Raw genomic sequence first — 25,600 nt, 5'->3', positions numbered from 1 at the left:
CCCGCACCGGTCAGCGGACGGCGCGCTCGCCCCAGTCCCAGAGGGCTTGGAGCACCGGACCGAGCTCGCGCCCGCGCTCGGTGAGCCGGTAGCGCACCCGCGGCGGCCAGCCGGGCTCGCGGTGCCGCTCCAGCACGCCGGCCGCGGTCAACTGCGCCAGCCGGTCCGCGAGCACCTTGGCGGAGAGGTCCGGCAGCGCGGCGGCGAGGTCCGAGAAGCTCTCCCGGCCGCGCAGCAGCTCCCGGAGCACCAGGGTGGTCCATCTGCCGCGCAGCGCGGCGAGCGCCACCTCCACCGGGCAGCGCGGGTCCGGCCGGGCGGCACTGGTCAACGGATCGTCCGGAAGGCCGGGCCGCGGCAGGTGACCAACCGTTTGGTGAGCCACGAGGTCGCCTCCTAGCGTCGGGGCGGTGATCAGTGAGTCGGAGACGACGAGGAGCAGCGCCATGCCGCACGGACCAGGGGAACTGCCGAGCCGACCGGACGACGTGCCCGCCGCGTTCGCCGAGCGGTTCAACCGGGGTGGCATCGCCGACGTGCTGGAAGTGTACGAGCCGGGCGCGGTGCTCGTTCCCGAGCCCGGAACCGCGGCGACCGGGGAGGAGCTGCGCACCGGCCTGCTGCGGCATCTGGCGCTGGGGCTGCCCATCGACGTGCGGCCCCGGCACGTCTACCGGGCCGGCGACGTGGCCCTGCTGGTCGTCGACTGGCGGATCCGGGGCGAGGCCGCCGACGGGAGCCCGGTGGAACTCGCGGGCACCGCCACCGACGTGGTCCGCCGCGGCGGCGACGGGTACTGGCGCTACGCGGTCGACAACCCGTTCGGGACGGCCGCCTGACGCCGGTGCACCACCGCGCCGCCGCAGGCAGCGGGCGGTCTCACGCCGGCCCGGCCCCGGGAGCCGGGCGGCCGGCGGACTCCGCGGGGGCCGGCGGCCCCGCCTCCCCGGCGGAGCCACCGCCGGCCTCGGCCGCGGCGTCGCGCACCTCGCGGCGGACCAGGAAGAACCATCCGCCGACGGCGATGACCGCGAACACCCACCACTGCACGGCGTAGGAGAGGTTCATCCCCATGTTGGTGTCGGGTACCGGGACCGGCTCGGGCGCCGGGTCGGCGGCGGGGTCCTGCCCGGCGAGCTCGACGAAGCCGCCGTAGACCGGGTACGGCAGTCCGGCGGCGATGTCGGCCACCTCGATGATCATGATCTGCCGCTCGGGCAGACCGTCCCGGTCCCGGATCCCGGTGTTCTCGGGGGTCTCGCTGTACTGCAGCCGCCCGGTGACCGTGATCCGCCCCTCGGGCGGCGGCGGGACGTCCGGCTGCTCACGGGCGGTGGGCGGCAGGCCGACCCAGCCCCGGTTGACCAGGACGGCGGCGCCGTCGTCGGTGACCAGGGGGGTGAGGACGTGGAAGCCGACCCCGGCGGAACCGCCGCGGTTGCGCACCAGAAGCTCGTGGGCGGTGTCGTAGCGCCCGGTCGCGGTGACCGTCCGCCAGCGGTCGGCGCGCGGGACGTCGGTTCCCACCGAGGCCAGCTCGCCGATCGGGACGGGGTCGGCCTCGATGTTCGCCTCCTGCAGCGCCGCGGCGGCCGCCTTGTCCTCCCACCGCCCGTACTGCCAGAAGCCCAGCCAGACGAACGAGGGCACGACGACGAGCACCAGCGCGTGGAACGCCAGCATCCGGCGGGAGAGCAGGACCCGAAGCACGTCTTCGAGGCTACGAGATGCCGACGCGCTCCCGGCACCGGCCCGCGGTTAGCGGGCCCCCTGGTCACCGGCTCCGTGCGCTGTCCGGGCCGGACGCGCGACCGGCCCCCGGCGGGGTTCGCCGGGGGCCGGATCAGCCGGTGGGATCAGCCGGTCGGAACCGCCGGCCGGCCGTCGTCGCCGGGACGTAGGCGCCTCGTCAGGACTCGCCGTCGCCGACCGCGGCCGCGGCCTTCTTCCGGCGGGCGAAGTACATCGCGGCGGCGCCACCGCCCAGGGCCGCGACCGCGGCGGCGACCAGGCCGCCCAGCGCCGCACCGGTCACCGGCAGGGCGCCTCCAGGCCGCTCGTCGGCGGGCGCTCCGCCCGCCCGCTCGTCCTCACCGGGGGTGTCCTCGTCCTGCTCGCCACCCGGGGTGGGCGAGGGCGCGGGGTCCCGCTCGGGCTCACGCGGGTTCTGCGGCGGCTCCTCCTCGCGCTCACCGGGCTGCTCCGGGTCCTCGGGACGGGTCTCGGAGATCTTCTCCATGCACTCGGCGGCGGACAGGCCGAGGACGGAGACGGCGTTGCCGCAGATGTCGGCGGCCACGTCGGCCGGCACCGAGATCTGGTTGCCGCCGGCGATCGAGCCGTTCCCGCTCGTGGACTGCTCGCCGCCCTCGCCGCCGCCGGCGCTCTGGAGGGCCTCGATGATCTTGTCGCAGTCCGCGCCGCTGTTACCGAGGACCGAGATCGCGTTTCCGCACACGTCGAGCGCGACGTTGACGGGGATGTTGATCTGGTTGCCGCCGGCGATCGAGCCGTTCCCGCTCGTGGACTGCTGGTTCTCCTCGCTCTCGGCGATCTCCTCGACCACCTTGGAGCAGTCGGCCCCGGCGAGTCCGGCGATCCCCACGGAGTTGCCGCACAGGTCGAGCGCGACGTTCACCGGCACGTTGATCTGGTTGCCGCCCGCGATCGAGCCGTTCCCGCTCGTGGACTGGCTCGCCTGGCCCTCGTCGCTCGCGGCGTAGAGCACCTTCGCGATCTCGCTGCACTGGGCGCCGGAGATCCCGAGGACGCCCAGGGCGTTCCCGCAGAGGTCGGCCTCGATGTCCACCGGGACGTTGATCTGGTTGCCGCCCAGCACGCTGCCGTTGCCGCTCGTGTCCTGGTCGGCGAAGGCGAAGGGGGTGAAGCCGCCGACGAGCCCCGCCGCGAGCAGGGTGACAGAGGCGGAGGAGTAGAGCTTCTTACGCATGTTCAGGCATGACCTTTCGCTGACTGCATGACGCGATGTAACAACTTGAGGCCGTAGCGCCACCACGAGCGGGTTCAGTGATTCGCGGGCCATGTCGAGAGCGGGGGAATTGCAGCCTTCCACTGGCAGCGAAGACCGCCTCAGCCGATGCAGGGCACAGCACGCCCGGGGAAACGGGCGGCGAATCGCATCGGCTGCCGACGGACCGCTACGTTAGCAGCTTTCCGATCTCGCGCCTGATTTTCAGCGACAGTTTTCACGTCAACCACAGAATGCCACCCGAAACGCCCGAATAGGCGTTGTTTGCGCCCCTCAACTGGGCGAAGTCATGCCAGGGGGCCGGCCCGGTGGTCCTCCGCGGCGAGCACGCGGAGTGGTTCGGCGGCGGCCGTCGGCCGCCGCCCGCACGCTAGCTCTGGACGCCCAGGCCCTTGGCGACGCCGCCGCCGAGGTCCGGGTGGATGTTCGTCCAGTACTCCACCACGCGCTTCTTCATGTCGTCGGTGACCTCGGGCGCGGAGGCGTGCCCGACGATGTTGCTCACCATGTTGGCGCGGTCGGTGTGGGACAGCACCTTCTCCCACAGCGCGCGCGGCTGCGAGAAGTCGTCGTCCTCCTTGTGCAGCTGGTAGGCGGAGCGCACGATCTCACCGGCCACGTGGTAACCGGACCCCTTGTACAGGTCCGGGTCGGCGGCCGGGCCGCCGACGGTGTTCGGGGCGTACACCGGGTCGCCGCCGTTGACGTAGGCCATGGCGCCGTCGCGGTTGTAGCTGTGCACCGGCGACTTGGGCCTGTTCACCGGCAGCTGCAGGTAGTTCGGCCCGATCCGGTAGCGGTGCGCGTCCGGGTAGGAGAACAGCCGGCCCTGGAGCATCTTGTCCGGGCTCATGCCGATGCCGGGCACCAGGTTGGACGGCTCGAAGCCCGCCTGCTCGATCTCGGCGAAGTAGTTCTCCGGGTTGCGGTTGAGCGTGAACCGGCCGATGGTGATCTCCGGGTAGTCCGCGTGCGGCCACACCTTGGTGAGGTCGAACGGGTTGAACCGGTAGTCGGCGGCGTCCTCGAACGGCATGATCTGCACGTTCACCGTCCAGGAGGGGTGGTCGCCGTTCTTGATGGCGTTCCACAGGTCCCGGCGGTGCAGGTCCGGGTCCTGCGCCTCCAGCGCCTTGGCCTCGGCGGCGGTGAAGTTCTCCACCCCCTGCTCGGTCTTGAAGTGGTACTTCACCCAGAACTTCTCGCCGGCCGCGTTGTACCACAGGAAGGTGTGACTGCCGAAGCCGTGCATGTGCCGCCAGCTCTTCGGGGTCCCGCGGTCGGTCATGAGGAACGAGACCTGGTGCGCGGACTCCGGCTGCAGCGTCCAGAAGTCCCACTGCATGTTGTGGTCGCGCAGCTGGTTGTCGGCGCGGCGCTTCTGGGAGTGGATGAAGTCGGAGAACTTCGAGGGGTCCCGGATGAAGAAGATCGGCGTGTTGTTGCCGACGATGTCGTAGTTGCCCTGCTCGGTGTAGAACTTCAGCGCGAACCCGCGCGGGTCGCGCGCGGTGTCGGCGCTGCCCAGCTCGCCGGCCACCGTGGAGAAGCGCAGCAGCAGGTCGGTCCGCTTGCCCTTCTGGAACAGGTCCGCCTTCGTGTACTGGCTGACGTCCTCCGTGATCTCCAGGACACCGTAGGCGCCGCCGCCCTTGGCGTGCACCACGCGCTCGGGCACCCGCTCGCGGTTGAAGTGCGCCATCTTCTGGATCAGGTAGTGGTCCTGCAGCAGCAGGGGGCCGTTGGGGCCCACTGACTGGGAGAACTGGTCACTCGGCGCCGGGATACCGGCGTCGTCGGTGGTCTGGGGAACGCGTTCAGTCAACTGCTCGTACCTTTCGCAATCGGCGTGAAGCCGGCCTCTGGAAGAACCGCGGGTCACCGGTCGGCCCGGTGCGCCCGGCGGGTGGGCGGGGCCAGGCCCTCGTCAGGCCCGGTCGGCCGCTGGCGCGGCGGATCCGTCGGACGCCGACGGCCCCGCACCCCTCGCCTGGCAGGCTGGACAGACGCCCCAGAACACCACTTCGGCCTCGTCGATGACGAACCCGTGCCGGTCCGACGGCTCCAGGCACGGCGCCCGCCCCACGACGCAGTCAACGTCGATGATGGCGTCGCAGCGCCGGCAGGCGAGGTGGTGGTGGTTGTCCCCCACCCGGGCCTCGTAGCGCGCCGGTGATCCGGCGGGCTCGATGCGGCGCACCAGCCCGGCGTCCGTGAGCGCGTGCAGGGCGTCGTACACGGCCTGCGTGGAGACGTGGCCGACCCTGGCCCGCACGTCGCGGGTGATGTGCTCGGTGTCCAGGTGGTCGCCCGCTCGGACGGCCTCCAGGATCGCCAGCCGCGCGGCGGTGACCCGCAGCCCGGCCGAACGGAGGTTCGCGGCGTCGTCCATGCCCTCCACCCTAGAGCACAGACTGGACTCGTTCAAGAAAATGAACAAGTCCAGTCTGTTCGGCGACGGACGGGTGTCGACGGATGAATCCCCTGGTGAGCGGCCCGGCAATCCTCCCGGACCGGCGCGGTTCCGGCCGCCCGGCCCCGGGTGCCGCGCGGGGCGCGGCGGCCCGGTCACCGGCTCCGGTGCGTCAGTCCGCCCGGCCCGCGGACCATGCCGCGAGCACCGCGTCGATCTCCGCGGCGAGCGCCCGCTTCTCCTCGGGCGGCAGGAAGGACGCGGACACTCCGTTGCGGGCGAGCCCGGCCAGGTCGGCGCCCGAGAGGCCGAGCCGGTGCGCCGCGCGGTACTCGCCGAGGAGGTCGGTCCCGAACATCGGCGGGTCGTCGGTGTTGAGGGTGACCAGGAGGCCGGCGGCCAGCATGGCGGGCAGCGGGTGCTCCTCCAGGGTCGCGACCGCGCCCGTGCAGACGTTGGAGGTGGGCGAGACGTCCACCGGGATCCGGGTCTGCGCCAGGTGCTCGACCAGCCGCGGATCGCGCATGCTGTCGATCCCGTGGCCGATCCGCTCGGCCCGCAGGTCCCGCAGCGCCGACCACACGCGTTCCGGCCCGCCGTTCTCGCCCGCGTGCGGCAGGCTGTGCAGCCCGGCCGCCACCGCCCGCCCGAACACGTCGGCGAACGGCGCGCGGTCCACCTCGATCCCGCCGACCCCGAAGCCGACGACGCTGCCGGGGCCGTCGCGCAGCACCGCGTCGAGGGTCTGCTCGGCCGCCTCCACGCCGAAGTCGCCCGGGAAGTCGGGAATCCAGCGCAGCTGGAGGCCGTGCAGCCGCTCGGCCTCGCGGCGCGCCTCCTCGATCCCCGCGAAGACCACGTGCGCCGGAACCCCGCGCATCAGGTGGGCGTACAAACTCACGTGCACCTCGGCGTAGCGCACGTTCTGCTCGGCGAGCCGGCGCGCGACGTCGCGGGCCAGCCGGGCGAAGTCCTCCTCGTCCCGCAGGGCGCGGACGGAGGTCAGGTAGACGTCGATGAAGTGCGGGAAGTCGCGGAACGCGTACCAGTCGCGGATCTCGGCCAGCGTGCCGGGGATGTCGGCGACGCGGTGCTTGGCAGCGAGCTCCAAGAGCGTCTCCGGGGGCAGCGAACCTTCCAGGTGGACGTGAAGTTCCACCTTGGGCAGGTCGCGGATCAGGCTCTCGACGGGGGAGGCGGCGGAGCCGTCCGCCGCCTCCCCTCTGGTAGTGGCTTGGGTCATGCGGCGACGCTAGTGACCACGGGCCGGGGACGCCAAGAGTTCCTGGACGTTTCTGACACTGAATTGTCAAATGCAGCTCTCTGCCGCCGGATCACACGCGCCGGACGCGGCGGGGCTGCGCGTCAGGAGCGCGGCGGGTCAGGAGCGCGGCGGGTCCAGGACTCCGTTCACGCGGCGCGGCAGGTTGAGCGGGTTGCCGTCCCGCACCGCCTCCGGCAGCAGCTCCTGGGGCACGGACTGGTAGCTCACCGGGCGCAGGAAGCGCCGGATCGCCGTGGTCCCGACCGAGGTGTGCAGCACCGAGGTGGTAGCCGGGTAGGGCCCGCCGTGCGTCATCGCGTGGGTCACCGAGACCCCGGTCGGCCATCCGTTCCACAGGACCCGGCCGGCCCGCTCGGTCAGCACCGCCAGCAGCCGCGCCGCGACCGGATCCCCCGGCTCGGCGTGCACCGTCGCCGTCAATTGCCCCTGGAGGCGCTGCGCGACCGCCACCAGCTGCTCCTCGTCGGAGTACCCGGCCACGAGCGAGGTCGGGCCGAAGCACTCCCCCAGCAGCGCCTCGCCGTGGGCCAGCAGCGCCGCGGCGTCGGTCCGCAGCAGCGCGGGCGTCCAGCCGTCGGCTCCCGCGCCGCCGCGCACCAGCACCTCCGTCGCCGGGTGGTCCGCCAGCTCGGCCAGCCGGGCGGCGTGGCCGGTGGTCACCCGGTCGTTGAGCAGGGGCGCGGCGGCGCGCTCCGCGGTCTGCGCCACGAGGCCGTCCAGCCGGGTGCCCTCGGGGACCAGCAGCACGCCCGGCTTGGTGCAGAACTGGCCGGCCCCCAGGGTGAAGGAGTCCAGGTAGCCGCCGAGGATCTCCGCGGCCCGTGCCGCCGCGGCGGCACGCGTCACGAAGACCGGGTTCACACTGCCCAGTTCGCCGTAGAACGGGATCGGCTCCGCCCGGGAGGCGGCGAGGTCGTGCAGCGCGCGCCCACCGGGGATGGAGCCGGTGAAGCCGACCGCCGCCGTACGCGGGTGCAGCACCGCGCGCCGGCCGGTCTCCTCGCCGAACACCACCGCGAACACCCCGTCCGGCGCGCCGGCCGCCCGCAGCGCCCGGGCCACGACGGCACCGGTCCGCTCGGCCAGCCGCGGGTGCCCCGGGTGCCCCTTGACGACCACCGGGCAGCCCGCCGCGAGCGCCGACGCGGTGTCGCCGCCGGCCGTGCTGAAGGCGAACGGGAAGTTGCTCGCTCCGAACACCACGACGGGGCCGAGCGGCACCAGCATGCGGCGCACGTCCGGCCGGGGCCCCATGCCCCAGCCGGGGTCGGCGGTGTCCACCGCGACCTCCAGGTAGCTCCCCTCGTCGAGCACGTCGGCGAACAGCCGCAGCTGGAAGGTGGTGCGGGCCAGCTCGCCGCGACACCTCGCCTCGGGCAGCCGGCTCTCCGCGCGGGCGATCGGCACGAGGTCGTCGGCCGCGGCGTCCAGCGCGTCGGCGACCGCGCGCAACATGGCCCCCCGCTCCCCCGGTCGCAGGGCGCCGAAGGCGGGAGCGGCCGCGGCCGCGGCGGTGAGCACGCGGTCGAGCTCGGCCTCGGTGGTGTCGGGAATGGCGGTACTGTCGGTCACGTCCGGGTCTCCCAGCATCGGTGGATCCGTTCTCTCCAGCCAACCATTGCGCAGCCTGCCACGGAAAGCGTTTGCCACTCCTCCGCGATCCCGCCATCGGCGAGGCGGGCGGGGCCCGGTCGGCGTCCACGGCCCCTCGGACACCGCCGTCATCTGGTGAAACGCCGTTGTGACGCGGCCCGGTCCGCCATCATGGCCACAAGCCGGCAGCGGCGCCGGGACCGCGCCTGGGCCGACGGCACACCCGGCGAACGGGCGGGGGTGGGGCCCTGCGGGCGGAGCCGCGGCGCGGCGGCCCCGGCGGCCTTTCCGGCGCATCCGCCGTCCAGCGAGCCGCCCAGGACGGCCAGAAGTGGCCAATTCAACGCCCGAACCGGATCACGAGCCCAAAACCGGAATAGTACGGGAACCATTTGAATTCGGAAAGGCATCATAGAGACGTGACGACGACTTCCCGTAGCTCCGCGTCCGCCACCCCGGATCCGCGTCCCGACGCCGCCGGCGCCGGCCGTACGGAGGGCTCCGGCGTCGCCGGCAGTGTCGCCACGCCCGCGCTCGCGCGTGCCCCGCTGCGCCGGCTTCCCGCCCAGCAGCGCAGCATGGCGCGGGTGCGGCGGATGCTCGACGCCTGCGCCGAACTCCTCGACGAGGGGGGCTACGCCGCGCTGTCCACCACGCGCATCGCCGAGCGCGCCGGGGTCGCGATCGGTTCGGTCTACCAGTTCTTCCCCGACAAGAAGGCCATCACCCAGGCACTCGGTCTGCGCTACCTGGACATCTTCAGCGCCCGGGTGAGCGCCCGCCTGTCCGGGGAGGCGTTCGACCACTGGACCGACGGCGTGGACGCCATCATCGACGAGTACATCGACATGCACCGCACGGTGCCCGGCTTCCGCAGCCTGCACTTCGGCGACGTGGTCGACGTCCAGCTCCTCGACGGCGGCGCCGACAACAACCGGGTGATCGCCGACCGCCTGCGCGACATCGTCGCCGGGGTCCCCGGTGCACCCGACGGCGGACAACTGGACCGCGCGGCCGCGGTCGCGGTGGAGGCCGCCGACGCGGTGCTGAAGCTGGCCTTCCGCCACGACGCCGACGGGGACGCCGACCTCATCGCGGAGGCCAAGCTGCTGGTACGCAGCTACCTGGGGCGGCACTTCGCCGCGGAGTGACAGCGGCGCCCGGCCCGCGAGCCCGCACCGCGTCGCCCCGGCGGGCGGCGCATTCGGCGCTTCGCGCGTCAGGCACGGACGAGCCCCACCAGACGGCCTTGAGGCTCCGCGACACTCGAAAACCGGGACGATAGGGTATCTTCACCGCGCCGTGTGGACGCCGCCGTCCATGCTGGCAGTATGGAGACGCGGGCCCGGCGCCCCGGCTCGGGGCGCGCGGTTTCTGCAGGTCGACGCACGCGCGCCACGGGGGAGTGACGTGCCGGCGGCCTGCGACGTGTCCCCGGACCTCTCAACGACTCGGCGATCCGCCCGGCTCGCCGCCGGCCCCCGGTCCTCCGCACATTTCTCGCCCGCTCCACACCACGAGGTACACAGCACGCAGCCGGACGCCGAAGAGCATCCGGCTCGGCGCGTGCCGACACGGGAGGAAACCCTCAGTGGTAGCAGACAGCACACTCACCCGGCCGCTCGCCGGCACGGCCGCCGGAGTCCCGTACCTGGCGGTCCCGCCGGCCCACCGCGCGGAGTCGGCACCGATGATCGTCGGGCTGCACGCCTTCGAACCACCGCGCAGCGAGGCCGCGCTCGCCGGAACACTCTCCATGGCGGCGCTGCCGGCCTGGCGGTTCTACCTCGGACTCCCGCTGTTCGGCGCCCGGCTGCCCCAGGGCGGGGTGGCCGAGGTCAACCAGCTCGGCCAGAACGACTACCTCATCGAACTGTACGGGCCGGTGATCGAGCAGGCCGCGGCGGAACTGGCACGCGCGGTGGCGGAGCTCCGCGCCGCGTTCCCGGTGGCCGACGGCCCGATCGGACTGATGGGGGTGGGCGCCGGCGGCGCGGCCGCCCTGCTCGCCCTGGCCGAGAACCGGCTGCCGATCGGAGCCATGGGCGTGGTCAACCCCATCGTCGACCCCGCGCCGGTGCTCGCGGCACGGGAGCGCCGGCTCGGGGTGTCCTACCGCTGGACCGCGCAGTCGCGCGACATCGCCACGTGGCTGGACTTCACGGCACGCTCGGGCGATCTCACCCGGCAGACACCGAGCCCGCCGCTGCTCATCGTCACCGGTGGGCAGGACGAGGTGATCCGGCCCGACCGCGGCGAGGCGCTGTACCGGGCGCTGGCTCCCCACTACCATCCGCACACGCTGCGCCACATCGTCATCCCGGATCTGGCGCACACCATGGGCCCGGAGCCCGGGCTGGAGCCGGGACCGCCCACCCCGGGCGGCGTGCTCGCGGACCGCGCGCTGACCGAGTGGTTCCACCTGCACCTGACCTCGGGCGCCGAGACCACGTTCCGCTTCGGCTGAGCGCCGCCGCCCGGCCGGGGGCGCGGGGGTCAGACGCGCTCGGCCAGCCGCCGGGCCGCGATCAGCACCGGGTCCCAGACCGGGGAGAACGGCGGAGCGTAGCCGAGGTCCATCTCGGCCATCTCGTCCACGGCCATCCCGTTCCACAGCGCGGTGGCGAGGACGTCCACCCGCTTGCCGGCGTTCTCCCGCCCGACGATCTGGCCGCCGAGCAGCCGCCCGGTGCGCCGCTCCGCCAGCAGCTTGATGGTCAGCGCGGCGGCACCGGGGAAGTAGCCGGCCCGGGTGGTCGACTCCGTGGTCGCGGTCGCGAACTCGAAGCCGGCCCGCGTCGCCTCCTCCTCGTTCAGTCCGGTGCGCGCGACCTCCACGTCGCAGACACGGGTGAGGGCGGTGCCGACCACGCCCCCGAACGCGGCGTAGCCGCCGCTGAGGTTGGTGCCGGCCACCCGGCCCTGCTTGTTGGCGTGCGTCCCCAGGGCGATCGCGGCGGGGGCGCGCGAGACGCGGTGGAACACCTCGACGCAGTCGCCGGCCGCCCAGACGTTCTCCGCGGACGTGCGCATCCGGCGGTCGACCGCGATCCCACCGGTGGGGCCGATCTCCAGCCCCGCCCGCCGGGCGAGGTCGCTGTTCGGCCGGACGCCGAGGCCGAGGACGACCATGTCGCAGGGGTGCGTCTTCTCGTCGGTGACCACCGCGGTCACCCGGCCCTCCGCGCTCTCGAACCCGGTGACCCGCCGGGACGGATGGAACTCCGCCCCCGCCTCCCGCAGCGCGTCGGCGACCAGGCGCCCCATGTCCGGGTCCAGCGTCCCCATGGGCTCGGGGCCCGCCTCCAGGACGGTCACGTGGATCCCCCGCCGCAGCAGCGCCTCGGCCATCTCCAGCCCGATGTAGCCGGCGCCCACGACCACGGCGGCCGACGGCGACCGCTCGTCGACGTAGCGGCGCACCGCCACGCCGTCGCCGAGGGTCTGCACGCCGAAGATCCCGGTGGAGGTCGCCCCGGGGAGATCCGGCCGCTGGGGCACCGCTCCGGTCGCGATCACCAGGAGGTCGTAGGGCTCCTCGACGCGCCCGTCCGGCCCGACCGCCCGCACGACCCGGCGGTCCAGATCGATGTCGGTGGCCTCGGTGCGGGTGCGCACCTCGATCCCGTGCTCACGTTCGAACGTGGCGGGGTCCCGGACGATCAACTCCTCCGGACTCGATACGGTTCTTCCGACAAGGTACGGGATGCCGCACGCCGAGTAGGAGGTGTAGGGTCCACGTTCCAGGGAGAGGATCCGCAGATCCTCGGGCCCGAGCCGGCGGCGCGCCTGAGACGCCGCGCTCATGCCGCCCGCGTCACCACCGACCACGACCAGTCGTGGCCGGTCGTTCACGCGCCGCTCCATACCGCCTCCCCTGGTGGACGCTCCCCTGTCAGACTGCCCACGTTGCATGGGATCATCCCCATGGCGAGCCGAGCATCTCTCCCCGCTTTTGGTTAACGTGATGACGGATCACGCGTGTCTCCTCGCTTCCCGGCGGCCGGAGCGCCTCCCGCTTCCGCCGCTCCCGAGGACAGGTGCCCCTCCGGCGGGCCTCGCGTGCGACTAGTTTCTCTAGGAGGGCGACCTACGTGACGGAACCGGCACCGGTCTACGCCAGTGGGGTTGATCACGAACGACTCACGGCCCAGCTCCGGTTCATCCTCGAAGTCGACAAGCTCAAGCGCATCCTGCGCCGCAACCTGCTCGTCGACGGCTCCCGGCGGGAGAACGACGCCGAGCACTCCTGGCACCTCGCCCTGACCGCCCGGGTGTTCGCCGAGTACGCGCCGGCCGGGACCGACATCGACCGGGTCGTGGAGCTGCTGCTCATCCACGACATCGTCGAGATCGACGCCGGCGACACCTTCGTCTACGACGCGCACGCATCGCGCTCGCAGCGGGAGCGGGAGTGCGTCGCGGCGGACCGCATCTACGCCCTGCTGCCCGAGGAGCAGGGCGCGCGCCTCCGGGAGCTGTGGGAGGAGTTCGAGGCCGCCAAGACCCCGGAGGCCCGCTTCGCCAAGGCCGTGGACCGGCTCTCGCCCATGCTGGCCAACTGGCACACCGACGGCGGCACCTGGGTCCAGTACGGCGTCTCCAAGGAGCAGGTGATGGAGAAGGTGCGCATCATCGCGGAGGGCTCTGAGGCGCTGGGCTCCTACGCGGCGGCGCTGATCGAGGACGCCGACCGGCGCGGCTACTTCGCGGGCTGAGCGCGCGTCCGGGCGCGTACGCCCGGGCCGCCGGTGTCCACGCCGCTCGGGTCCGCGTCCGAGCGGCGGCACCGGCCGCGGCGGACGCCGGTGGTCAGCCGGTGAACGCGTCGGAGAGCAGCTGGACGGCGGCGGTCAGGCCGATCACCACGACCAGGACGCGCAGCGCCGCGGGCCTGAGCCTGCGGCCGAACCGCGCCCCGAGGTATCCGCCGACCACCGATCCACCGGCGATGAGGCCGACCACCCGCCAGTCGGGAGTGGCGAAGGCGATGTAGAACACCGCCGCCGTCGCGTTGACGATGAAGGTCAGCGCGTTCTTGAGCGCGTTGAGGCGCTGCAGCTCCTCGTCGAGTGAGAGGCCCATGAGGCCGACGAGGATGATGCCCTGCGCCGCGGCGAAGTAGCCGCCGTAGACGCCCGCGCCGTACACCCCCACCGGCAGCAGCGGCCCGCCGTTCGGCCGGGCTGGCCGCCGCCGGCGCAGCCAGGCGTTGAGCCGCGGCTGGACCACGATGAGCGTGCAGGCGAGCAGGATGAGCACCGGGACGACGAGCCGGAAGACGTCCTCCGGCAGGTTCAGCAGCAGCACGCCGCCGGTCACCGCGCCGAGAAGCGACATGAAGCCGAACCGGAGCACCCGGGAGCGCTGCCCCCTCAGTTCCCGCCGGTAGCCGATCGCCCCGGTGAGCGAGCCGGGGGCCAGGCCGATGCTGTTGGAGACCGTGGCGGTGATCGGTGCGAACCCCAGCGCCAGCAGCACCGGGAACGTGAACAGCGTCCCGGACCCGACCACCGCGTTGATGGCGCCCGCCCCGACTCCCGCCGCCAGCACGGCGAGCGCCTCCCACACATTCATCCGCAACCCTTGCCCAACCGGCGCGCCGCTCTGGGCACCGCCCGCCCACGACTCGGCCACTCACCTGGGCCGACGTATGCATACAGTGTACGAACCTGGTGCTGCTGTGACGCGTGCGGCCCCTGTTAGAGGGGCCACATCCGCGGGCGGCGGACAGCCGAAGGGCCCCCGCTCCCACGAGCGAGGGCCCCGACGTCGGCGGTGGGCGGTCAGCGGTCCGCGTCGTCGGGGGAGGTGCGCCGCAGGCGGGCGAGGTGCTCGGCGTCGATGACACGTTCGTCGTCGGCGTCGTCCACGGCCGGGCCCGGAGCCGGGCGGGTCTCCTTCACGGCGTCCGCGATGTTCTGCATGCCCTCCTGGACGGTGGGCCACCACGGGGCGTTGCTGCCCATCTCCGACGGCAGGATCCACAGCTTGTTGGCGTCGCCCTTGGCGATCTGCGGGAGCTTCTGGAGGTACTGGTAGGCGAGCAGCTCGTTGCTGATCCCGCCGTCGTGCAGCGCGCGGAAGACCTTCGCGATGGCGTCGGACTCGCCCTGGGCGCGCAGCTTCATGGCCTCGGCCTCGGCCCGGGCCCGCACGGTCTCGGCCTCGGCGGCACCGCGGGCGCGGAGCACGGCCGACGACTGCTCACCCTCGGCGCGCAGGATCGCCGACTGCTTCTCGCCCTCGGCCTCCAGGATCTCCGCGCGCTTGTCCCGGTCGGCGCGCATCTGCTTCTCCATGGCCTCCCGGATGGACTCCGAGGGGTCGATGGCCTTCAGCTCGACCCGGCTGACCCGGATGCCCCAGTCCTCCGTGGCCTCGTCGAGCACCGAGCGCAGCTCCCGGTTGATCTGGTCGCGGGAGGTGAGCGTCTGCTCCAGGTCCATGCCGCCGATGACGTTGCGCAGCGTCGCCGAGGAGAGCTGCTCGACCGCGGTGATGAAGTTCGCGACCTTGTAGGTGGCGTCGTAGACGTTGGTGACGCGGTAGTAGACGACGGTGTCGACCTCGACCGACAGGTTGTCCTGGGTGATCGCGGACTGCGGGGGGAAGCTGACGACCTGGTCGCGCATGTCGATGCGCTCGCGGATCTGGTCGACGAACGGGATGACGATGTTCAGACCCGACTTGAGGGTGCGGTGGTAACGGCCGAACCGCTCCACGACGTCCTGCTCGGCCTGCGGCACGATGCGGATACTGCGCACGGCGATGGCCACCAGGATCGCCACGAAGACGAGGATGATGATGACGGTCAGCATCGGGGGCGGCTCCGGCTCTCCGATCGGGGGTGGGGCCGTCCCGCCGCGCCGGCGCGGACGGCCGGAACGGCGGGTGGAGGGACTGGCTCCGCGTGCGGAGACCAGACGTCCACGCCGCGATCATAGGCGCCTGCCGGGGCGCTCTGTCCGGCTGGGACCCGCGACCTCGCGACAAACTCCCCGACGCTGGCCGAATGCGGACAATATCCCTGGTTCTGGCTGACTGAATCCCCAGGTTACGGCGGCCCTTTCCCCCGCTCCGTGCCGCCGTCCGCCCCCCTGCCCAGGCGGCCAGGCGGCCCGGCGGCCCGGACGTCGGACGCGCCGCCGCGTCACACCGCCCGGGCGGTCCAGCGGTCGCCGTCGCGCTCCACCTTGAGCGGCAGCCCGAAGGTCTCGCTGAGGGTGTCGGGGGTCATGACGCTCTCCAGCGGACCGGCGGCCACCACCCGGCCGGCGCGCAGCAGCAGTCCGTGCGTGAACCCCGGCGGGATCTCCTCCACGTGGTGGGTCACCACGGCCAGCGCGGGGGCGTCGATGTCGCCGGCCAGCGCGCTGAGCCTGCGCACCAGGTCCTCCCTGCCGCCGAGGTCCAGGCCGGCGGCCGGCTCGTCCAGCAGCAGCAGCTCCGGGTCGGCCATCAGCGCGCGGGCGATCTGCACGCGCTTGCGCTCCCCTTCGGACAGCGTGCCGAACTCGCGGTCGGCGAGGTGCGCGGCGCCCCACTGGTCGAGCAGCGCGCCGGCGCGCTGGTGGTCCGGGGTCCCGTACTCCTCGCCCCACGTGCCCAGGTAGCCGTAGGCGGCGCTGATGACCAGGTCCACCGCCCGGGTGGCGTCGGGAACCTGGCCGGCCACGGCCGCGCTGGCGAACCCGATGAGCGGACGCAGCTCGAAGACGTCACCGGAGCCGAGCCGCTCGTCCAGCACCTCGACCGCGCCCTCGGTCGGGAACAGCTGGGTGGCGGCGACCCGCAGCAGCGTGGTCTTGCCCGCGCCGTTCGGCCCGAGGACGACCCAGCGGTCGTCCTCCTCGACCGCCCAGTCGATCCCGTGCAGCAGCTCCGCGTCGCCCCGGCGTACGCCCACGCCGCTCATGCGCAGCACATGCCCGTTCATCGCTCTCCTTCGTCGCGCCGGGGACGGCCGCTCGGCCGCCCCCACTGGTCTGGTGGTCGATCTACGCTGAATCGATGCTTCGAGAACTGTCTTCCGCCCCCCTGGCCGCGTGGGGCAACGCGTGGCTGTCCGGCCAGGTCGGGCTGGACGACGCCGTCGACGCGGTGGAGCGGCGCACCGGTCCCCACGTCGTCGGCGCCCTGGCCGGCGCCGACCTGCCGTTCGAGCCCGGAGCCCCGTTGCGCGCGGCGCTCGCCGGACTGCGTACGGCGGGCCTCAGCGCCTTCCGGCTGTGCCTTCCGGTCCCGGGTGATCCGTTGGGGCTGGTGGGGACGGCGGAACTCAACATGGCGGCGATCGAGGCTCGTGAGGCGGTACTGGTGCGGCTGGCGGACCGGCAGCTGGGGCTGGTCCCCCGGGAGGACCGGCGTGGCTCATCCTACGTGGGAGTCTCCTGGACGCCCTACCCCGCCGCCGACACGGTGCCGGAGTACATCCCGCTCGACGATGCCGAGTACCGGCTGAACCTGGCTATCCGCGAGTGCACGGCGCTGTTCGGCCGCGTGGACGACATCGGCTCGTGGGGCCCCGAGGTCACCCGCGCCCTGGCCGGCCTCCGGGACGCCGGACGGGCTCCCACCGACGGACTGGCACCGGGCTCCCCGCAGCGCGCCCACCGGGTGGCGGCCATGGCCGACCGGCTCGCCGTGGTGGTGCGGCTGGCCGAGGAGGCGGACGGGCGCGGCCTCAGCGCGAGCCAGATGGAGTCGCGCCGCGCGGCGGTGCGGCTGCTGGACCGGGCCGTCCGCCGCGCCCGCGTCGCCGCCTACACCGCCGCCGTTCCCGGCTGAGCACGCAGGGGCCGGCGGCTCCGCGGTGCACCGGCACCGGAGCCCCGCCCGGGCCGGTATCAGGGAAACCCCAGGGTCGGCTCCGGATCCGGCCCGGTGGGCCCGCCAGGATACTTGGGGCCATGGCCGATTCCGCGCAGACCCGACCGCCTGACTCCGTGCGCGCCTCCGACGCCGACCGCGACCACGTCGCCCAGCGGCTCGCCGACGCGCTGGCCGAGGGGCGGCTGACCCACGACGAGCACTCCGAGCGCCTCGACGCGGTTTACGCCGCGAAGACGCTGGGCGAGCTCGAACCCCTCACCCGCGACCTGCCCGCCACGGTGCCGGCCACCGCCCCCGCCGGCACCGTCGAGCATCCGGAGCCCCCGGGGCCCGAAGTCGCACCGGCCGGGACGGGGACCGGGCACGAGAACATCATCGCCGTCCTCAGCGCCGCCGAGCGGCGCGACCGCTGGCTGGTCGAGCCGCGCACCAACGTCTCGGGGGTGCTGGGCGGTGTGGAGCTGGACCTGCGCCACGCCGTCCTGTCGCAGCGGGAGGTCGTGCTGCAGTGCGCCATGCTGCTCAGCGGTCTGACGATCATCGTGCCGCCCGGCGTGCGGGTGCTGAACCGCACCTCGGGGATACTCGGCGGGGTGAAGGTGGACGCCGGCGGGTTCGCCGCGCCCACGTCGCCGGACGCGCCGACGGTCGTCCTCAGCGGACTGCTCTTCCTCGGCGGGATCGATGTGCGGACCCGCGAGGTCGGCGCGGAGAAGTAGTCTGGCCGCCGCCGCGGCGGTGAGAGTCGAGAGCAAGGAGGAGCGGTGCCCATGGAGCCCGACCACGTCCGCGCTTCGGACGCGGACCGCGACCGTGTGGCGGACCGGCTCCGCGACGCACTCGCCGAGGGCCGGCTCACCCAGGACGAGCACGAGGACCGCCTGGACGCGGTCTACCGCGCGAAGACGCTCGGCGAACTCGTTCCCATCACCCGCGACCTCCCCGCCCCGGACTCCGCCGGGGCGGGCGGCCCGGACCAGGCGGTGGGCATGACCGTCGCCACGGCGGAGGCCCGGCGGCTCGCCGAGAGCAGCCAGGGACGGGAGAACATCGTGGCCGTGTTCGGCGGCGCCGAGCGCGGCGGCCGCTGGCTGGTCGAGCCCCGCACCAACGTCTCCGTGCTGTTCGGCGGCATCGAACTCGACTTCCGCGAGGCGGTGCTGACCCAGCGCGAGGTGATCGTGCAGTGCGCGGTCGTCTTCGGCGGCCTGGAGATCACCGTGCCGCACGGCGTGCGGGTGGTGAACGGCACCACCGCGATCTTCGGCGGGACCAGCACCCGCGGCACCGAGGCGGTGACCGACCCCAACGCGCCGACCATCCGGCTCACCGGCACCTGCCTGTTCGGCGGCATCGAGGTCCGGGCCAAGGGGCCCAAGAAGGGCAGGAAGCGCAAGGGCCGGTGAGTTCCTGACAGGACCGCCCGCCGGCCCGCGCGGCCGTCGATGACCGGCAGGTGAACATCAGGCGTTATCCGCCACCTGCTGCCGGGCCGCGAGACGTGTCCGAGTACCTTGGAGCACGTCATGACACACGCGCATACCACACTCCTGGTCACCGTGACCGGACGCGACCGGCCCGGCGTCAGCGCCCGGCTGCTGAGCACGCTGTCGGTCTATCCCGTCACCATCGCCGATCTCGAACAGGTCGTGATCGGCGGCCGCCTCGTGCTCGGCGCGCTGCTGGCGGTCGACGAGCGCGTCGCGCCCGGGGTCAGCCGGGAGCGGGTGTTCGAGGAGGTCCGCGGTGCGGTGGAGAAGACCGCCGTGGACCTCGACATGGACGTCGAGTTCGCACCCGGCGGCGGACGGGTCGGCGCGGCGGCGCCCGACCGGCTGCACGTCACCATCCTGGCGAACCCGCTGCGCCCCGGAGCGCTGGGCGCCATCACCTCGTGCGTGGCGCGCGCCGGGGCCAACATCGACCGGATCGAGCGGCTGGCGAGCTACCCGGTCACCTCGATCGAGCTCGTCGTCTCGGGCGCCGACCCCGACCGCCTGCGCGCCGACCTCGCCATGGAGGCCGCGACCCAGGCGATCGACGTCGCGGTGCAGCCGGCCGGCCTGCACCGCCGGGCCAAGCACCTCGTGGTGATGGACGTCGACTCCACCCTCATCCAGGGCGAGGTCATCGAGCTGCTCGCGGAGTACGCGGGGTGCGCCGACGAGGTCGCGCGGGTCACCGCGGAGGCCATGCGCGGCGAACTGGACTTCGAGGAGTCGCTGCGGCGCCGGGTGGCGCTGCTCAAGGGCTTGGACGCCGGAGCCCTGGACGCCGTCCGCGAGCGCCTGGTGCTCACGCCCGGGGCGCGCACGCTGGTACGCACCCTGAAGCGGCTCGGATACGAGTGCGCCATCGTCAGCGGCGGCTTCACCCAGGTCACCGACACGCTGGTGGAGCGGCTCGGCATCGACCACTCCGCCGCCAACACGCTGGAGATCGTCGACGGCAAGCTCACCGGCGGCCTGGTCGGCCCGGTCATCGACCGCCGCGGGAAGGCCGACGCGCTCCGGCGGTTCGCCGCGGACGCCGGCGTGCCGCTCAGCCAGACGGTGGCGATCGGCGACGGCGCGAACGACCTCGACATGCTGCGCACCGCGGGCCTGGGTGTGGCGTTCAACGCCAAGCCGGTGGTCCGCCAGCAGGCCGACACCTCCGTGAGCGTGCCCTATCTGGACACCATCGTGTTCCTGCTCGGCGTCTCCCGCGAGGAGGTCGAGGCCGCCGACGAGGATTCCGGCTCCGCCGAGTGATCCCGGACGGCGGCCGTCCGGCGGACGAGCGGCGGCCGCCGGAGGCGTCGTCGCCGGACTAGTCGATCGGGGGCCGGGGCAGGATCCGCCCGGTGCCGGTGCCCGGGGCGGCGTACAGCCAGCCGACCTCCAGGTCGACCACGGCGATGCTGGCCGGCGGGAAGGAGACGGCGGCGGCCGAGTCGGTGAAGGCCAGCGCGAGCTGGGCCATCGTCGGGTTGTGCCCGACCACCAGGAGCGTGCGGACGCCGGTGTCGACCCTGCTGATGAGTTCGAGCATCTCGTCCGGGTCCGCGGTGTAGGCGGCCGGCTCGTACTCGACCGTGGGCCGGGTCGGCAGCCGCGCCGCGACGAGGTCCAGCGTCTGGCGGGTGCGCCGGGCCGGCGAGCAGATGACGTGGTCCGGCAGCACGCCCTCGCGCGTCAGGAGCTCTCCGGCCGCCGCCGCCCGCGCGCGTCCCTCGTCGGTCAGCTCCCGGTCCATGTCCGCGGTGGTCCCGATGTGCTCGGCGTCGGCGTGCCGCAGGATGACCAGCCGCCCGCTCACGGCGAGAGCACCGTGGCGACGACCGCGAGGACCACGAAGAGCGCGGCCATGGCGGCGAGGGAGAGCAGCAACTGTTTCGTTCCGGACATGCCTGTCAGTCTGCCACGTCGCCGGACATGACCGGCGGCGGTACCGGGCCCTGTGCGGGCCCCGGTACCGCCGCCGGCTCAGCCGGGCGGGCGGCCGCTCAGTCGCCGCCGCGCACGCGCTCCTCCGGCTTGGCGCCGTTGACGCCGGCACCGTCGGTGGTGAGCGGATCGGCCTGGGCGGCCGGCGCCTGCACCTCCGGGGTCCGCGCCGACGTACCGGCGGCCTCGGGAGCCGGGCGCTCCCCGCTCGAACGGCGCTTGGACCACACGATGGCGCCCACGATGAGCAGCACCGCGACCGCCGTGACGGCGACGCGCAGCCCCACCTGGTCCGCGTAGATCACCACGCTCGGCGCGATGATCAGCGCCACCAGGTTCATGACCTTCAGCAGCGGGTTGATCGCCGGGCCGGCGGTGTCCTTGAACGGGTCGCCGACCGTGTCGCCGATGACGGTGGCGGCGTGCGCCTCGGAGCCCTTGCCCCCGTGGTGGCCGTCCTCGACCAGCTTCTTGGCGTTGTCCCAGGCTCCGCCGGAGTTGGCAAGGAACACCGCCATGAGCGCGCCGGCCGCGATGGCGCCGCCGAGGAACGCGCCCAGGGACGCGTAGCCGAGGGCGAACCCGACCGCGATCGGGGTGAGCACCGCGAGCAGCCCGGGCGTGATCAGCTCCCGCAGCGAGTCGCGAGTGCAGATGTCGACCACCCGCCCGTACTCGGGCTGCTCGGTGCCGTCCATGATCCCGGGACGGGTGCGGAACTGCTCGCGGACCTCCTGCACGACCCGCCCGGCGGCCCGGCCCACGGCCATGACGGCCAGGCCGGAGAACAGGAAGACCACCGCGGCGCCGACGATCACGCCGACCAGCACGTTGGGCCGGTCGATGGAGAGGCTGAAGGTGTCGGCCGCCGGACCGAGCGCGCCCTCCACCGAGGTCCGGAAGGCCCCGAACAGCGCGGTCGCCGCGAGCACCGCGGTGGCGATGGCGATGCCCTTGGTGATGGCCTTGGTGGTGTTGCCCACCGCGTCCAGGCTCGTCAGCACCTCCGCGCCGGCGCCCTCCACGTCGCCGGACATCTCGGCGATGCCCTGGGCGTTGTCGGCGACCGGGCCGAAGGTGTCCATGGCGACGATGACGCCGACCGTGGTCAGCAGCCCGGTGCCGGCGAGCGCCACCGCGAACAGGCTGATGGTGATGTTGCCGGCGCCCAGCAGGAAGGCGCCGTAGACGGCTCCGGCGATGAGCAGCGCGGAGTACACCGCGGACTCCAGCCCGACCGAGATGCCCGAGAGGATCACGGTGGCCGCGCCGGTCTCCGAGCTCTCGCCGATCTCCCGGACCGGGCGGCGGTTCGTCTCGGTGAAGTAGCCGGTGAGCAACTGGATCGCCGCCGCCAGGACCAGGCCGATCAGCACCGCGCCGATGGCGATGAGCCGCGGGTCGCCGTCGAGGGCGGCGATGTCGGGACCGACCCCGCTGAGCTCGGCGAAGCTGCCCGGCAGGTAGGCGAGCGCCGTGCCGACGACGAGCACGGCGGAGACGACCGCGGAGACGAAGAAGCCGCGGTTGATGGCGGCCATGGCGTTCTTGTCGCGGGCGCGCGGGGCGACCACGAAGATCCCGATGACCGCGGTGATGACCCCGATCATGGGCACGAGCAGCGGGAACACCAGGCCCTCGACGCCGAAGGCCACCCGGCCCAGGACGAGCGAGGCGACCAGCACCACCGCGTAGGACTCGAACAGGTCGGCCGCCATACCCGCGCAGTCGCCGACGTTGTCGCCCACGTTGTCGGCGATGGTGGCCGCGTTGCGCGGATCGTCCTCGGGGATCCCCTGCTCCACCTTGCCGACCAGGTCGGCGCCGACGTCGGCGGCCTTGGTGAAGATGCCGCCGCCGACACGCATGAACATGGCGAGCAGCGCCGCCCCGAACCCGAAGCCCTCCAGCACGATGGGGGCGTCACCGCGGTACACCAGCACCACGATGGCCGCGCCCAGCAGGCCGAGGCCGACGGTGAACATCCCGGCCACTCCACCGGTGCGGAACGCGATCCGCATGGCCGCGTGCTCGCCGCCCTCGCGGGCGGCCGCGGCCACGCGGACATTTCCGCGGACGGCAAGCCACATTCCGATGAATCCGGTCAGCGCGGAAAACACCGCGCCGAGCGCGAAGAACAGCGACCTGCCGATCCGCACCGCTTCGGAATCCGCCGGAAGCAGCAGAAGCAGCAGGGGAATGGCGATAACGAAAATGATCAAGGTGCGGAACTGGCGTTTGAGATACGCCGCCGCACCCTCCTGAACCGCGAGCGCGATGTGCTGCATGCGCTCCGTTCCCTGGCCTGCGGCCAGAACCTCGCGGACCAGTGCACCGGCCACGGCGAGCGCGAGGAGCGCGACCGCCAGGACCACGATGACCAGCGTGAGGTTCATGCCGTCGAGGGCCAGAGCCGTTCCGCCTTCGGCGGCGACGTTGAGCCCAGACAAACCGTCCTCCTTGCGACGGGCGGCACGCCGCGCCCCGCGCTGTGGCGCGCCGCCGTCCGGGACGGCCCCGGACCGGTAGCCCGACGGCACGCTGAGCAGGTCGCGGTGCCACCACCGACGTAACCGGTTTACCACCCTCGTTTCGTCCGACCGGATTCGACGTAGGTGGCAAAGCCGTGCCGGGGATTCTACGCATCGGCGTCGCGAAAAGAGACGGGCGGGGCCGGTTTTCCCTGCGACACGGGAGACCTGTGATCACACGGTGATCTGAGAATTACGACATCGCCCCGTATAACGCCAGGCAGTTAATATTTTTCGCAAAACATATATTAACCACACATTAAGGATAAAGATCGCATAAGTCGCTGCCAACGACGCGAGGCCGCCCGCCGGCGGGCGGAGGCAGAGGCGGCGCCCCTGGCGGACGCTCCCCGCCGTGCGGCACGGACGTCGTTCCGGAGCCGCGGTCGGACGCGTCGGCCCGGGGGAGGGCACGCGTGCGCGTCGCTGGGGGACGCCGTGGCGGGTACTCGGGAGAGGCGCGGCCGACCGGCGCGCCCCCGCCGCACCAGCAAACCAGGACCGGAAGCACCCGGCCACCCGATCTGGCGGAATGTGGACTACGCCACGCCGCCGGAGCCGGTCAGCCGCAGCCCGGCCGGGTCGACCCGGCTCCCGGGGTCCGCCTCGATCCGGAGGGCGACCTCGCGGGCGTACGCGGCGACCCCGGCCGCGTCCACCCCGTGCCGACCGGCCGCCGCGGAGCCGGTGTGGCCGGCCACCCGGTCCGCGCCGCGGCGGAGCAGCCGCGCGGCGCCGGTGGTGTTGCCCCGCTGGGCGTGCGTCAGCCCCACGGCCACCTGGGCCAGCCCGCGCCAGAGCTCGCGCTCGTCCTGGGGAGCGGCCTTCCACACCGCCTCCAGAACCTCGTGGGCGTGGAAGGCGTATCCGCCGTCCAGCAGCCGCTGCGCCTCGCGCAGGCCGTCGCGCGGGGTGAACACGGCGTCGTCGGGGACGCGGGGCACCCCCGGCGACCCGTAGGGCAGCGGGCGTCCGTAGCGGTCGCGGGGGCGCTGGTTCTGCGCACGGCCGGCGGAGTCGCGGTCTCGGGGCGATGGGCTCATGGTGTCGTCCGATGCGGTCGGGCCGTTCGGGCCGGTCGGGAGGCGGGGCGGGTCAGGCGTCGGGCTCGGTGTCACCGAGCCAGCCAGTCAGCAGCGCGTTCACCCGCTCCGGCCGCTCCAGGTGCGGGAAGTGGCCCGCGCCCTCGATCAGCCGCCACCGATACGGCGCCTCGACGTAGCGCCCTGATCCGCGCGCGGTCATGGGCAGCAGGACCGGATCGGCCGACCCGTGCATCTGGAGGGTCGGGACGGTCGCCGGCCGGCGCATCCGGGCCATGTAGCGCTGCCCGTCCGGCCGGACCTGCGAGCGGAACAACCAGCGGTAGTACTCCAGCGAGCAGTGCGCCACCCCGGGGATCTGGAACGCGTCGCGGAACCGCCGCTCGGTCGCCGCGTCCGGCCACCCCGGCCGCGACCAGCCGCGCAGCATGCGGCCGACCAGTGCGGCGTCGTCGGCGAGCAGTCGGCGCTCGGGCAGCATGGGGAGTTGGTACCCGAAGAAGTGCCGGCTCGACCACCCCTGCCCCAGCGAGAGCATGCCGGCGCGTAGCCGCAGCGGGTGCGGCATCGACAGCACCGCCAGGCGCCGCACCATCTTCGGGAAGTAGCGGCCCATCGTCCATCCGAGCATGGCCCCGGTGGAGTGCCCGACCACGACGGCCTCGGCCTCCCCGAGTGCGCGGACCAGACCGGCGGCGTCGGCGGCCAGCGTCACCAGGTCGTATCCGCGCGGCGGCTTGTCACTCGCCCCGTATCCGCGCAGGTCGACCGCCACCGCCCGGTAGCCTGCCTCGGCGAGCGGGGTCAGCTGCCGGTGCCAGGACCACCAGAACTGCGGGAAGCCGTGCAGCAGCAGCACCAGCGGACCGTCGCCCGCCTCGACCAGGTGGAACCGGGTACCGGCGGCGCTGACCGTGCGGTGCGTCCACGGCCCGTCGACCATGACGGCTGATTCGTCACGCATGCCCGCCCGTCCGCCGCGGCGCGCCGCCGTCAGGACTCGGCCGGGCCGGCGGACCCGGCGGGCCGCTCCCGACGCAGCACGGCCATCGAGGACGTCATCGTGGCGTTCGTGCGCGGCATGCCCTGCAGCCGCTTGAAGTAGCGCTGACCGACCAGGACGAGGCCGGCGGCGAGCAGCACGTACACGACCGTGACGATCAGGAAGGCCAGCCAGGGCGCCAGGCCGAGCGCGTACAGGCCGAGGGCGACGGTGACCGAGGCGAGGATGAGCACGAGGTGGCCGAGCAGCGCGGCGCCGACGAAGAGCCCGGTGCCCCTGGCGACCTTCTGCGCCTCCTGGGCCAGCTCCAGCCGGGCGAGCTCCATCTCCAGGCGCACGAGCTGGGAGAGGTCGCCGCTGACGTCGGAGACGAGTTCGCGGAGCGAGCGATCGTCGGTGGTGCCGTCCGCCGGCTCGCGGCCACCCGACCGGGTCTCGGACATCGAGGTGGCTCCCTTCATTCGGAGAACGTCCTTGGAA

24 protein-coding genes are annotated in these 25,600 nt (G+C 73.2%); 8 read left to right on the top strand and 16 right to left on the bottom strand.

Features of this window, described 5'->3' with window-relative positions; translation table 11 throughout:
* Positions 1-10 precede the first annotated feature (10 nt).
* Positions 11-385, bottom strand: a complete 375-nt coding sequence (locus DEF28_RS10095) for a winged helix-turn-helix transcriptional regulator (RefSeq protein ID WP_199493198.1) — start codon at positions 383-385, stop codon at positions 11-13.
* Between the two features lie 25 nt (positions 386-410).
* Here DEF28_RS10095 and DEF28_RS10090 point away from each other — a divergent pair, with 25 nt between their 5' ends.
* The gene (locus DEF28_RS10090) at positions 411-839 is read left to right on the top strand and encodes a YybH family protein (protein WP_233515216.1); all 429 of its coding nucleotides are present in this window, start codon (positions 411-413) and stop codon (positions 837-839) included.
* Between the two features lie 40 nt (positions 840-879).
* On the opposite strand, the gene DEF28_RS10085 is transcribed toward DEF28_RS10090, so the two are convergent.
* The 6 genes from DEF28_RS10085 to DEF28_RS10060 all read right to left on the bottom strand — a co-directional run bounded on the left by DEF28_RS10085 (position 880) and on the right by DEF28_RS10060 (position 8,259).
* On the bottom strand, positions 880-1,710 hold the full coding sequence (locus DEF28_RS10085) for an SURF1 family cytochrome oxidase biogenesis protein (protein WP_309485811.1): 831 nt from the start codon (positions 1,708-1,710) through the stop codon (positions 880-882).
* 199 nt (positions 1,711-1,909) lie between these two features.
* Complete coding sequence (locus DEF28_RS10080; RefSeq protein ID WP_114398008.1) at positions 1,910-2,950, bottom strand: chaplin family protein; 1,041 nt, start codon at positions 2,948-2,950, stop codon at positions 1,910-1,912.
* Between the two features lie 409 nt (positions 2,951-3,359).
* A complete protein-coding gene (locus tag DEF28_RS10075; RefSeq protein ID WP_114433167.1) occupies positions 3,360-4,814 on the bottom strand; it encodes a catalase in 1,455 nt (484 codons plus the stop codon).
* Between the two features lie 102 nt (positions 4,815-4,916).
* Positions 4,917-5,381, bottom strand: a complete 465-nt coding sequence (locus DEF28_RS10070) for a Fur family transcriptional regulator (protein WP_114398037.1) — start codon at positions 5,379-5,381, stop codon at positions 4,917-4,919.
* 193 nt (positions 5,382-5,574) lie between these two features.
* The gene (gene add, locus DEF28_RS10065) at positions 5,575-6,645 is read right to left on the bottom strand and encodes an adenosine deaminase (protein WP_114398010.1); all 1,071 of its coding nucleotides are present in this window, start codon (positions 6,643-6,645) and stop codon (positions 5,575-5,577) included.
* A gap of 138 nt (positions 6,646-6,783) precedes the next feature.
* Positions 6,784-8,259: an aldehyde dehydrogenase (NADP(+)) gene (locus DEF28_RS10060; protein ID WP_233515215.1), complete on the bottom strand. Its 1,476-nt coding sequence runs from the start codon at positions 8,257-8,259 to the stop codon at positions 6,784-6,786.
* 599 nt (positions 8,260-8,858) lie between these two features.
* Here DEF28_RS10060 and DEF28_RS10050 point away from each other — a divergent pair.
* A complete protein-coding gene (locus DEF28_RS10050) occupies positions 8,859-9,431 on the top strand; it encodes a TetR/AcrR family transcriptional regulator (protein WP_114398038.1) in 573 nt (190 codons plus the stop codon).
* A 440-nt stretch (positions 9,432-9,871) separates the two neighbouring features.
* The gene (locus DEF28_RS10045) at positions 9,872-10,747 is read left to right on the top strand and encodes an alpha/beta hydrolase (RefSeq protein WP_114398012.1); all 876 of its coding nucleotides are present in this window, start codon (positions 9,872-9,874) and stop codon (positions 10,745-10,747) included.
* Between the two features lie 29 nt (positions 10,748-10,776).
* On the opposite strand, the gene DEF28_RS10040 is transcribed toward DEF28_RS10045, so the two are convergent.
* Positions 10,777-12,147 (bottom strand): FAD-dependent oxidoreductase, encoded by a 1,371-nt coding sequence (locus DEF28_RS10040; RefSeq protein ID WP_114398013.1) that lies wholly within the window; start codon positions 12,145-12,147, stop codon positions 10,777-10,779.
* A gap of 227 nt (positions 12,148-12,374) precedes the next feature.
* Between DEF28_RS10040 and DEF28_RS10035 the strand changes: the two genes are divergently transcribed.
* Positions 12,375-12,998 carry an HD domain-containing protein gene (locus tag DEF28_RS10035; protein WP_114398014.1) on the top strand — a complete coding sequence of 208 codons (624 nt, stop codon included), beginning with the start codon at positions 12,375-12,377 and terminating at the stop codon, positions 12,996-12,998.
* Positions 12,999-13,092: 94 nt separating this feature from the next.
* On the opposite strand, the gene DEF28_RS10030 is transcribed toward DEF28_RS10035, so the two are convergent.
* The 3 genes from DEF28_RS10030 to DEF28_RS10020 form a co-directional block, all read right to left on the bottom strand.
* Positions 13,093-13,857: a sulfite exporter TauE/SafE family protein gene (locus DEF28_RS10030; RefSeq protein WP_114398015.1), complete on the bottom strand. Its 765-nt coding sequence runs from the start codon at positions 13,855-13,857 to the stop codon at positions 13,093-13,095.
* Positions 13,858-14,066: 209 nt separating this feature from the next.
* A complete protein-coding gene (locus tag DEF28_RS10025) occupies positions 14,067-15,101 on the bottom strand; it encodes an SPFH domain-containing protein (RefSeq protein WP_114398016.1) in 1,035 nt (344 codons plus the stop codon).
* A gap of 332 nt (positions 15,102-15,433) precedes the next feature.
* Positions 15,434-16,219: an ABC transporter ATP-binding protein gene (locus tag DEF28_RS10020; protein WP_114398017.1), complete on the bottom strand. Its 786-nt coding sequence runs from the start codon at positions 16,217-16,219 to the stop codon at positions 15,434-15,436.
* Positions 16,220-16,293: 74 nt separating this feature from the next.
* Between DEF28_RS10020 and DEF28_RS10015 the strand changes: the two genes are divergently transcribed.
* The 4 genes from DEF28_RS10015 to serB all read left to right on the top strand — a co-directional run bounded on the left by DEF28_RS10015 (position 16,294) and on the right by serB (position 19,868).
* On the top strand, positions 16,294-17,070 hold the full coding sequence (locus DEF28_RS10015) for a hypothetical protein (protein WP_114398018.1): 777 nt from the start codon (positions 16,294-16,296) through the stop codon (positions 17,068-17,070).
* Between the two features lie 122 nt (positions 17,071-17,192).
* On the top strand, positions 17,193-17,834 hold the full coding sequence (locus tag DEF28_RS10010; protein ID WP_114398019.1) for a DUF1707 SHOCT-like domain-containing protein: 642 nt from the start codon (positions 17,193-17,195) through the stop codon (positions 17,832-17,834).
* Positions 17,835-17,885: 51 nt separating this feature from the next.
* Entirely contained in the window at positions 17,886-18,521 is a 636-nt protein-coding gene (locus DEF28_RS10005) for a DUF1707 SHOCT-like domain-containing protein (protein WP_114398020.1), read from the top strand.
* A 120-nt stretch (positions 18,522-18,641) separates the two neighbouring features.
* Positions 18,642-19,868, top strand: coding sequence for a phosphoserine phosphatase SerB (gene serB / locus DEF28_RS10000; protein ID WP_158562789.1), 1,227 nt, complete (start codon positions 18,642-18,644; stop codon positions 19,866-19,868).
* Positions 19,869-19,926: 58 nt separating this feature from the next.
* Here serB and DEF28_RS09995 read toward each other — a convergent pair whose 3' ends face one another.
* From DEF28_RS09995 to DEF28_RS09975, 5 genes are all read right to left on the bottom strand, one after another.
* Positions 19,927-20,415: a SixA phosphatase family protein gene (locus DEF28_RS09995; protein WP_114398021.1), complete on the bottom strand. Its 489-nt coding sequence runs from the start codon at positions 20,413-20,415 to the stop codon at positions 19,927-19,929.
* Positions 20,416-20,602: 187 nt separating this feature from the next.
* On the bottom strand, positions 20,603-22,939 hold the full coding sequence (locus DEF28_RS09990) for a sodium-translocating pyrophosphatase (RefSeq protein ID WP_374058138.1): 2,337 nt from the start codon (positions 22,937-22,939) through the stop codon (positions 20,603-20,605).
* A gap of 674 nt (positions 22,940-23,613) precedes the next feature.
* Positions 23,614-24,117: a DUF309 domain-containing protein gene (locus DEF28_RS09985; RefSeq protein WP_114398022.1), complete on the bottom strand. Its 504-nt coding sequence runs from the start codon at positions 24,115-24,117 to the stop codon at positions 23,614-23,616.
* A gap of 52 nt (positions 24,118-24,169) precedes the next feature.
* Complete coding sequence (locus DEF28_RS09980) at positions 24,170-25,081, bottom strand: alpha/beta fold hydrolase (protein ID WP_114398023.1); 912 nt, start codon at positions 25,079-25,081, stop codon at positions 24,170-24,172.
* A 29-nt stretch (positions 25,082-25,110) separates the two neighbouring features.
* The gene (locus DEF28_RS09975; RefSeq protein WP_233515213.1) at positions 25,111-25,563 is read right to left on the bottom strand and encodes a phage holin family protein; all 453 of its coding nucleotides are present in this window, start codon (positions 25,561-25,563) and stop codon (positions 25,111-25,113) included.
* Between the last annotated feature and the right edge of the window lie 37 nt (positions 25,564-25,600).

Source organism: Marinitenerispora sediminis, from assembly GCF_003336425.1.
GTDB classification, from domain to species: Bacteria; Actinomycetota; Actinomycetes; order Streptosporangiales; family Streptosporangiaceae; genus Marinitenerispora; species Marinitenerispora sediminis.
Note: the sequence above shows the minus strand (reverse complement) of the source record. Positions and strands in the feature narration are given on the sequence as shown.

Coding starts and splice junctions, on each gene's coding strand:
- DEF28_RS10080 (WP_114398008.1), bottom strand. CDS start 2,950: ATGCGTAAGAAGCTCTACTCCTCCGCCTCTGTCACCCTGCTCGCGGCG.
- DEF28_RS10070 (WP_114398037.1), bottom strand. CDS start 5,381: ATGGACGACGCCGCGAACCTCCGTTCGGCCGGGCTGCGGGTCACCGCC.
- add (WP_114398010.1), bottom strand. CDS start 6,645: ATGACCCAAGCCACTACCAGAGGGGAGGCGGCGGACGGCTCCGCCGCC.
- DEF28_RS10050 (WP_114398038.1), top strand. CDS start 8,859: ATGGCGCGGGTGCGGCGGATGCTCGACGCCTGCGCCGAACTCCTCGAC.
- DEF28_RS10040 (WP_114398013.1), bottom strand. CDS start 12,147: ATGGAGCGGCGCGTGAACGACCGGCCACGACTGGTCGTGGTCGGTGGT.
- DEF28_RS10030 (WP_114398015.1), bottom strand. CDS start 13,857: ATGAATGTGTGGGAGGCGCTCGCCGTGCTGGCGGCGGGAGTCGGGGCG.
- DEF28_RS10025 (WP_114398016.1), bottom strand. CDS start 15,101: ATGCTGACCGTCATCATCATCCTCGTCTTCGTGGCGATCCTGGTGGCC.
- DEF28_RS10020 (WP_114398017.1), bottom strand. CDS start 16,219: ATGAACGGGCATGTGCTGCGCATGAGCGGCGTGGGCGTACGCCGGGGC.
- DEF28_RS10015 (WP_114398018.1), top strand. CDS start 16,294: ATGCTTCGAGAACTGTCTTCCGCCCCCCTGGCCGCGTGGGGCAACGCG.
- DEF28_RS10010 (WP_114398019.1), top strand. CDS start 17,193: ATGGCCGATTCCGCGCAGACCCGACCGCCTGACTCCGTGCGCGCCTCC.
- DEF28_RS10005 (WP_114398020.1), top strand. CDS start 17,886: ATGGAGCCCGACCACGTCCGCGCTTCGGACGCGGACCGCGACCGTGTG.
- serB (WP_158562789.1), top strand. CDS start 18,642: ATGACACACGCGCATACCACACTCCTGGTCACCGTGACCGGACGCGAC.
- DEF28_RS09990 (WP_374058138.1), bottom strand. CDS start 22,939: ATGAACCTCACGCTGGTCATCGTGGTCCTGGCGGTCGCGCTCCTCGCG.
- DEF28_RS09985 (WP_114398022.1), bottom strand. CDS start 24,117: ATGAGCCCATCGCCCCGAGACCGCGACTCCGCCGGCCGTGCGCAGAAC.
- DEF28_RS09980 (WP_114398023.1), bottom strand. CDS start 25,081: ATGCGTGACGAATCAGCCGTCATGGTCGACGGGCCGTGGACGCACCGC.
- DEF28_RS09975 (WP_233515213.1), bottom strand. CDS start 25,563: ATGTCCGAGACCCGGTCGGGTGGCCGCGAGCCGGCGGACGGCACCACC.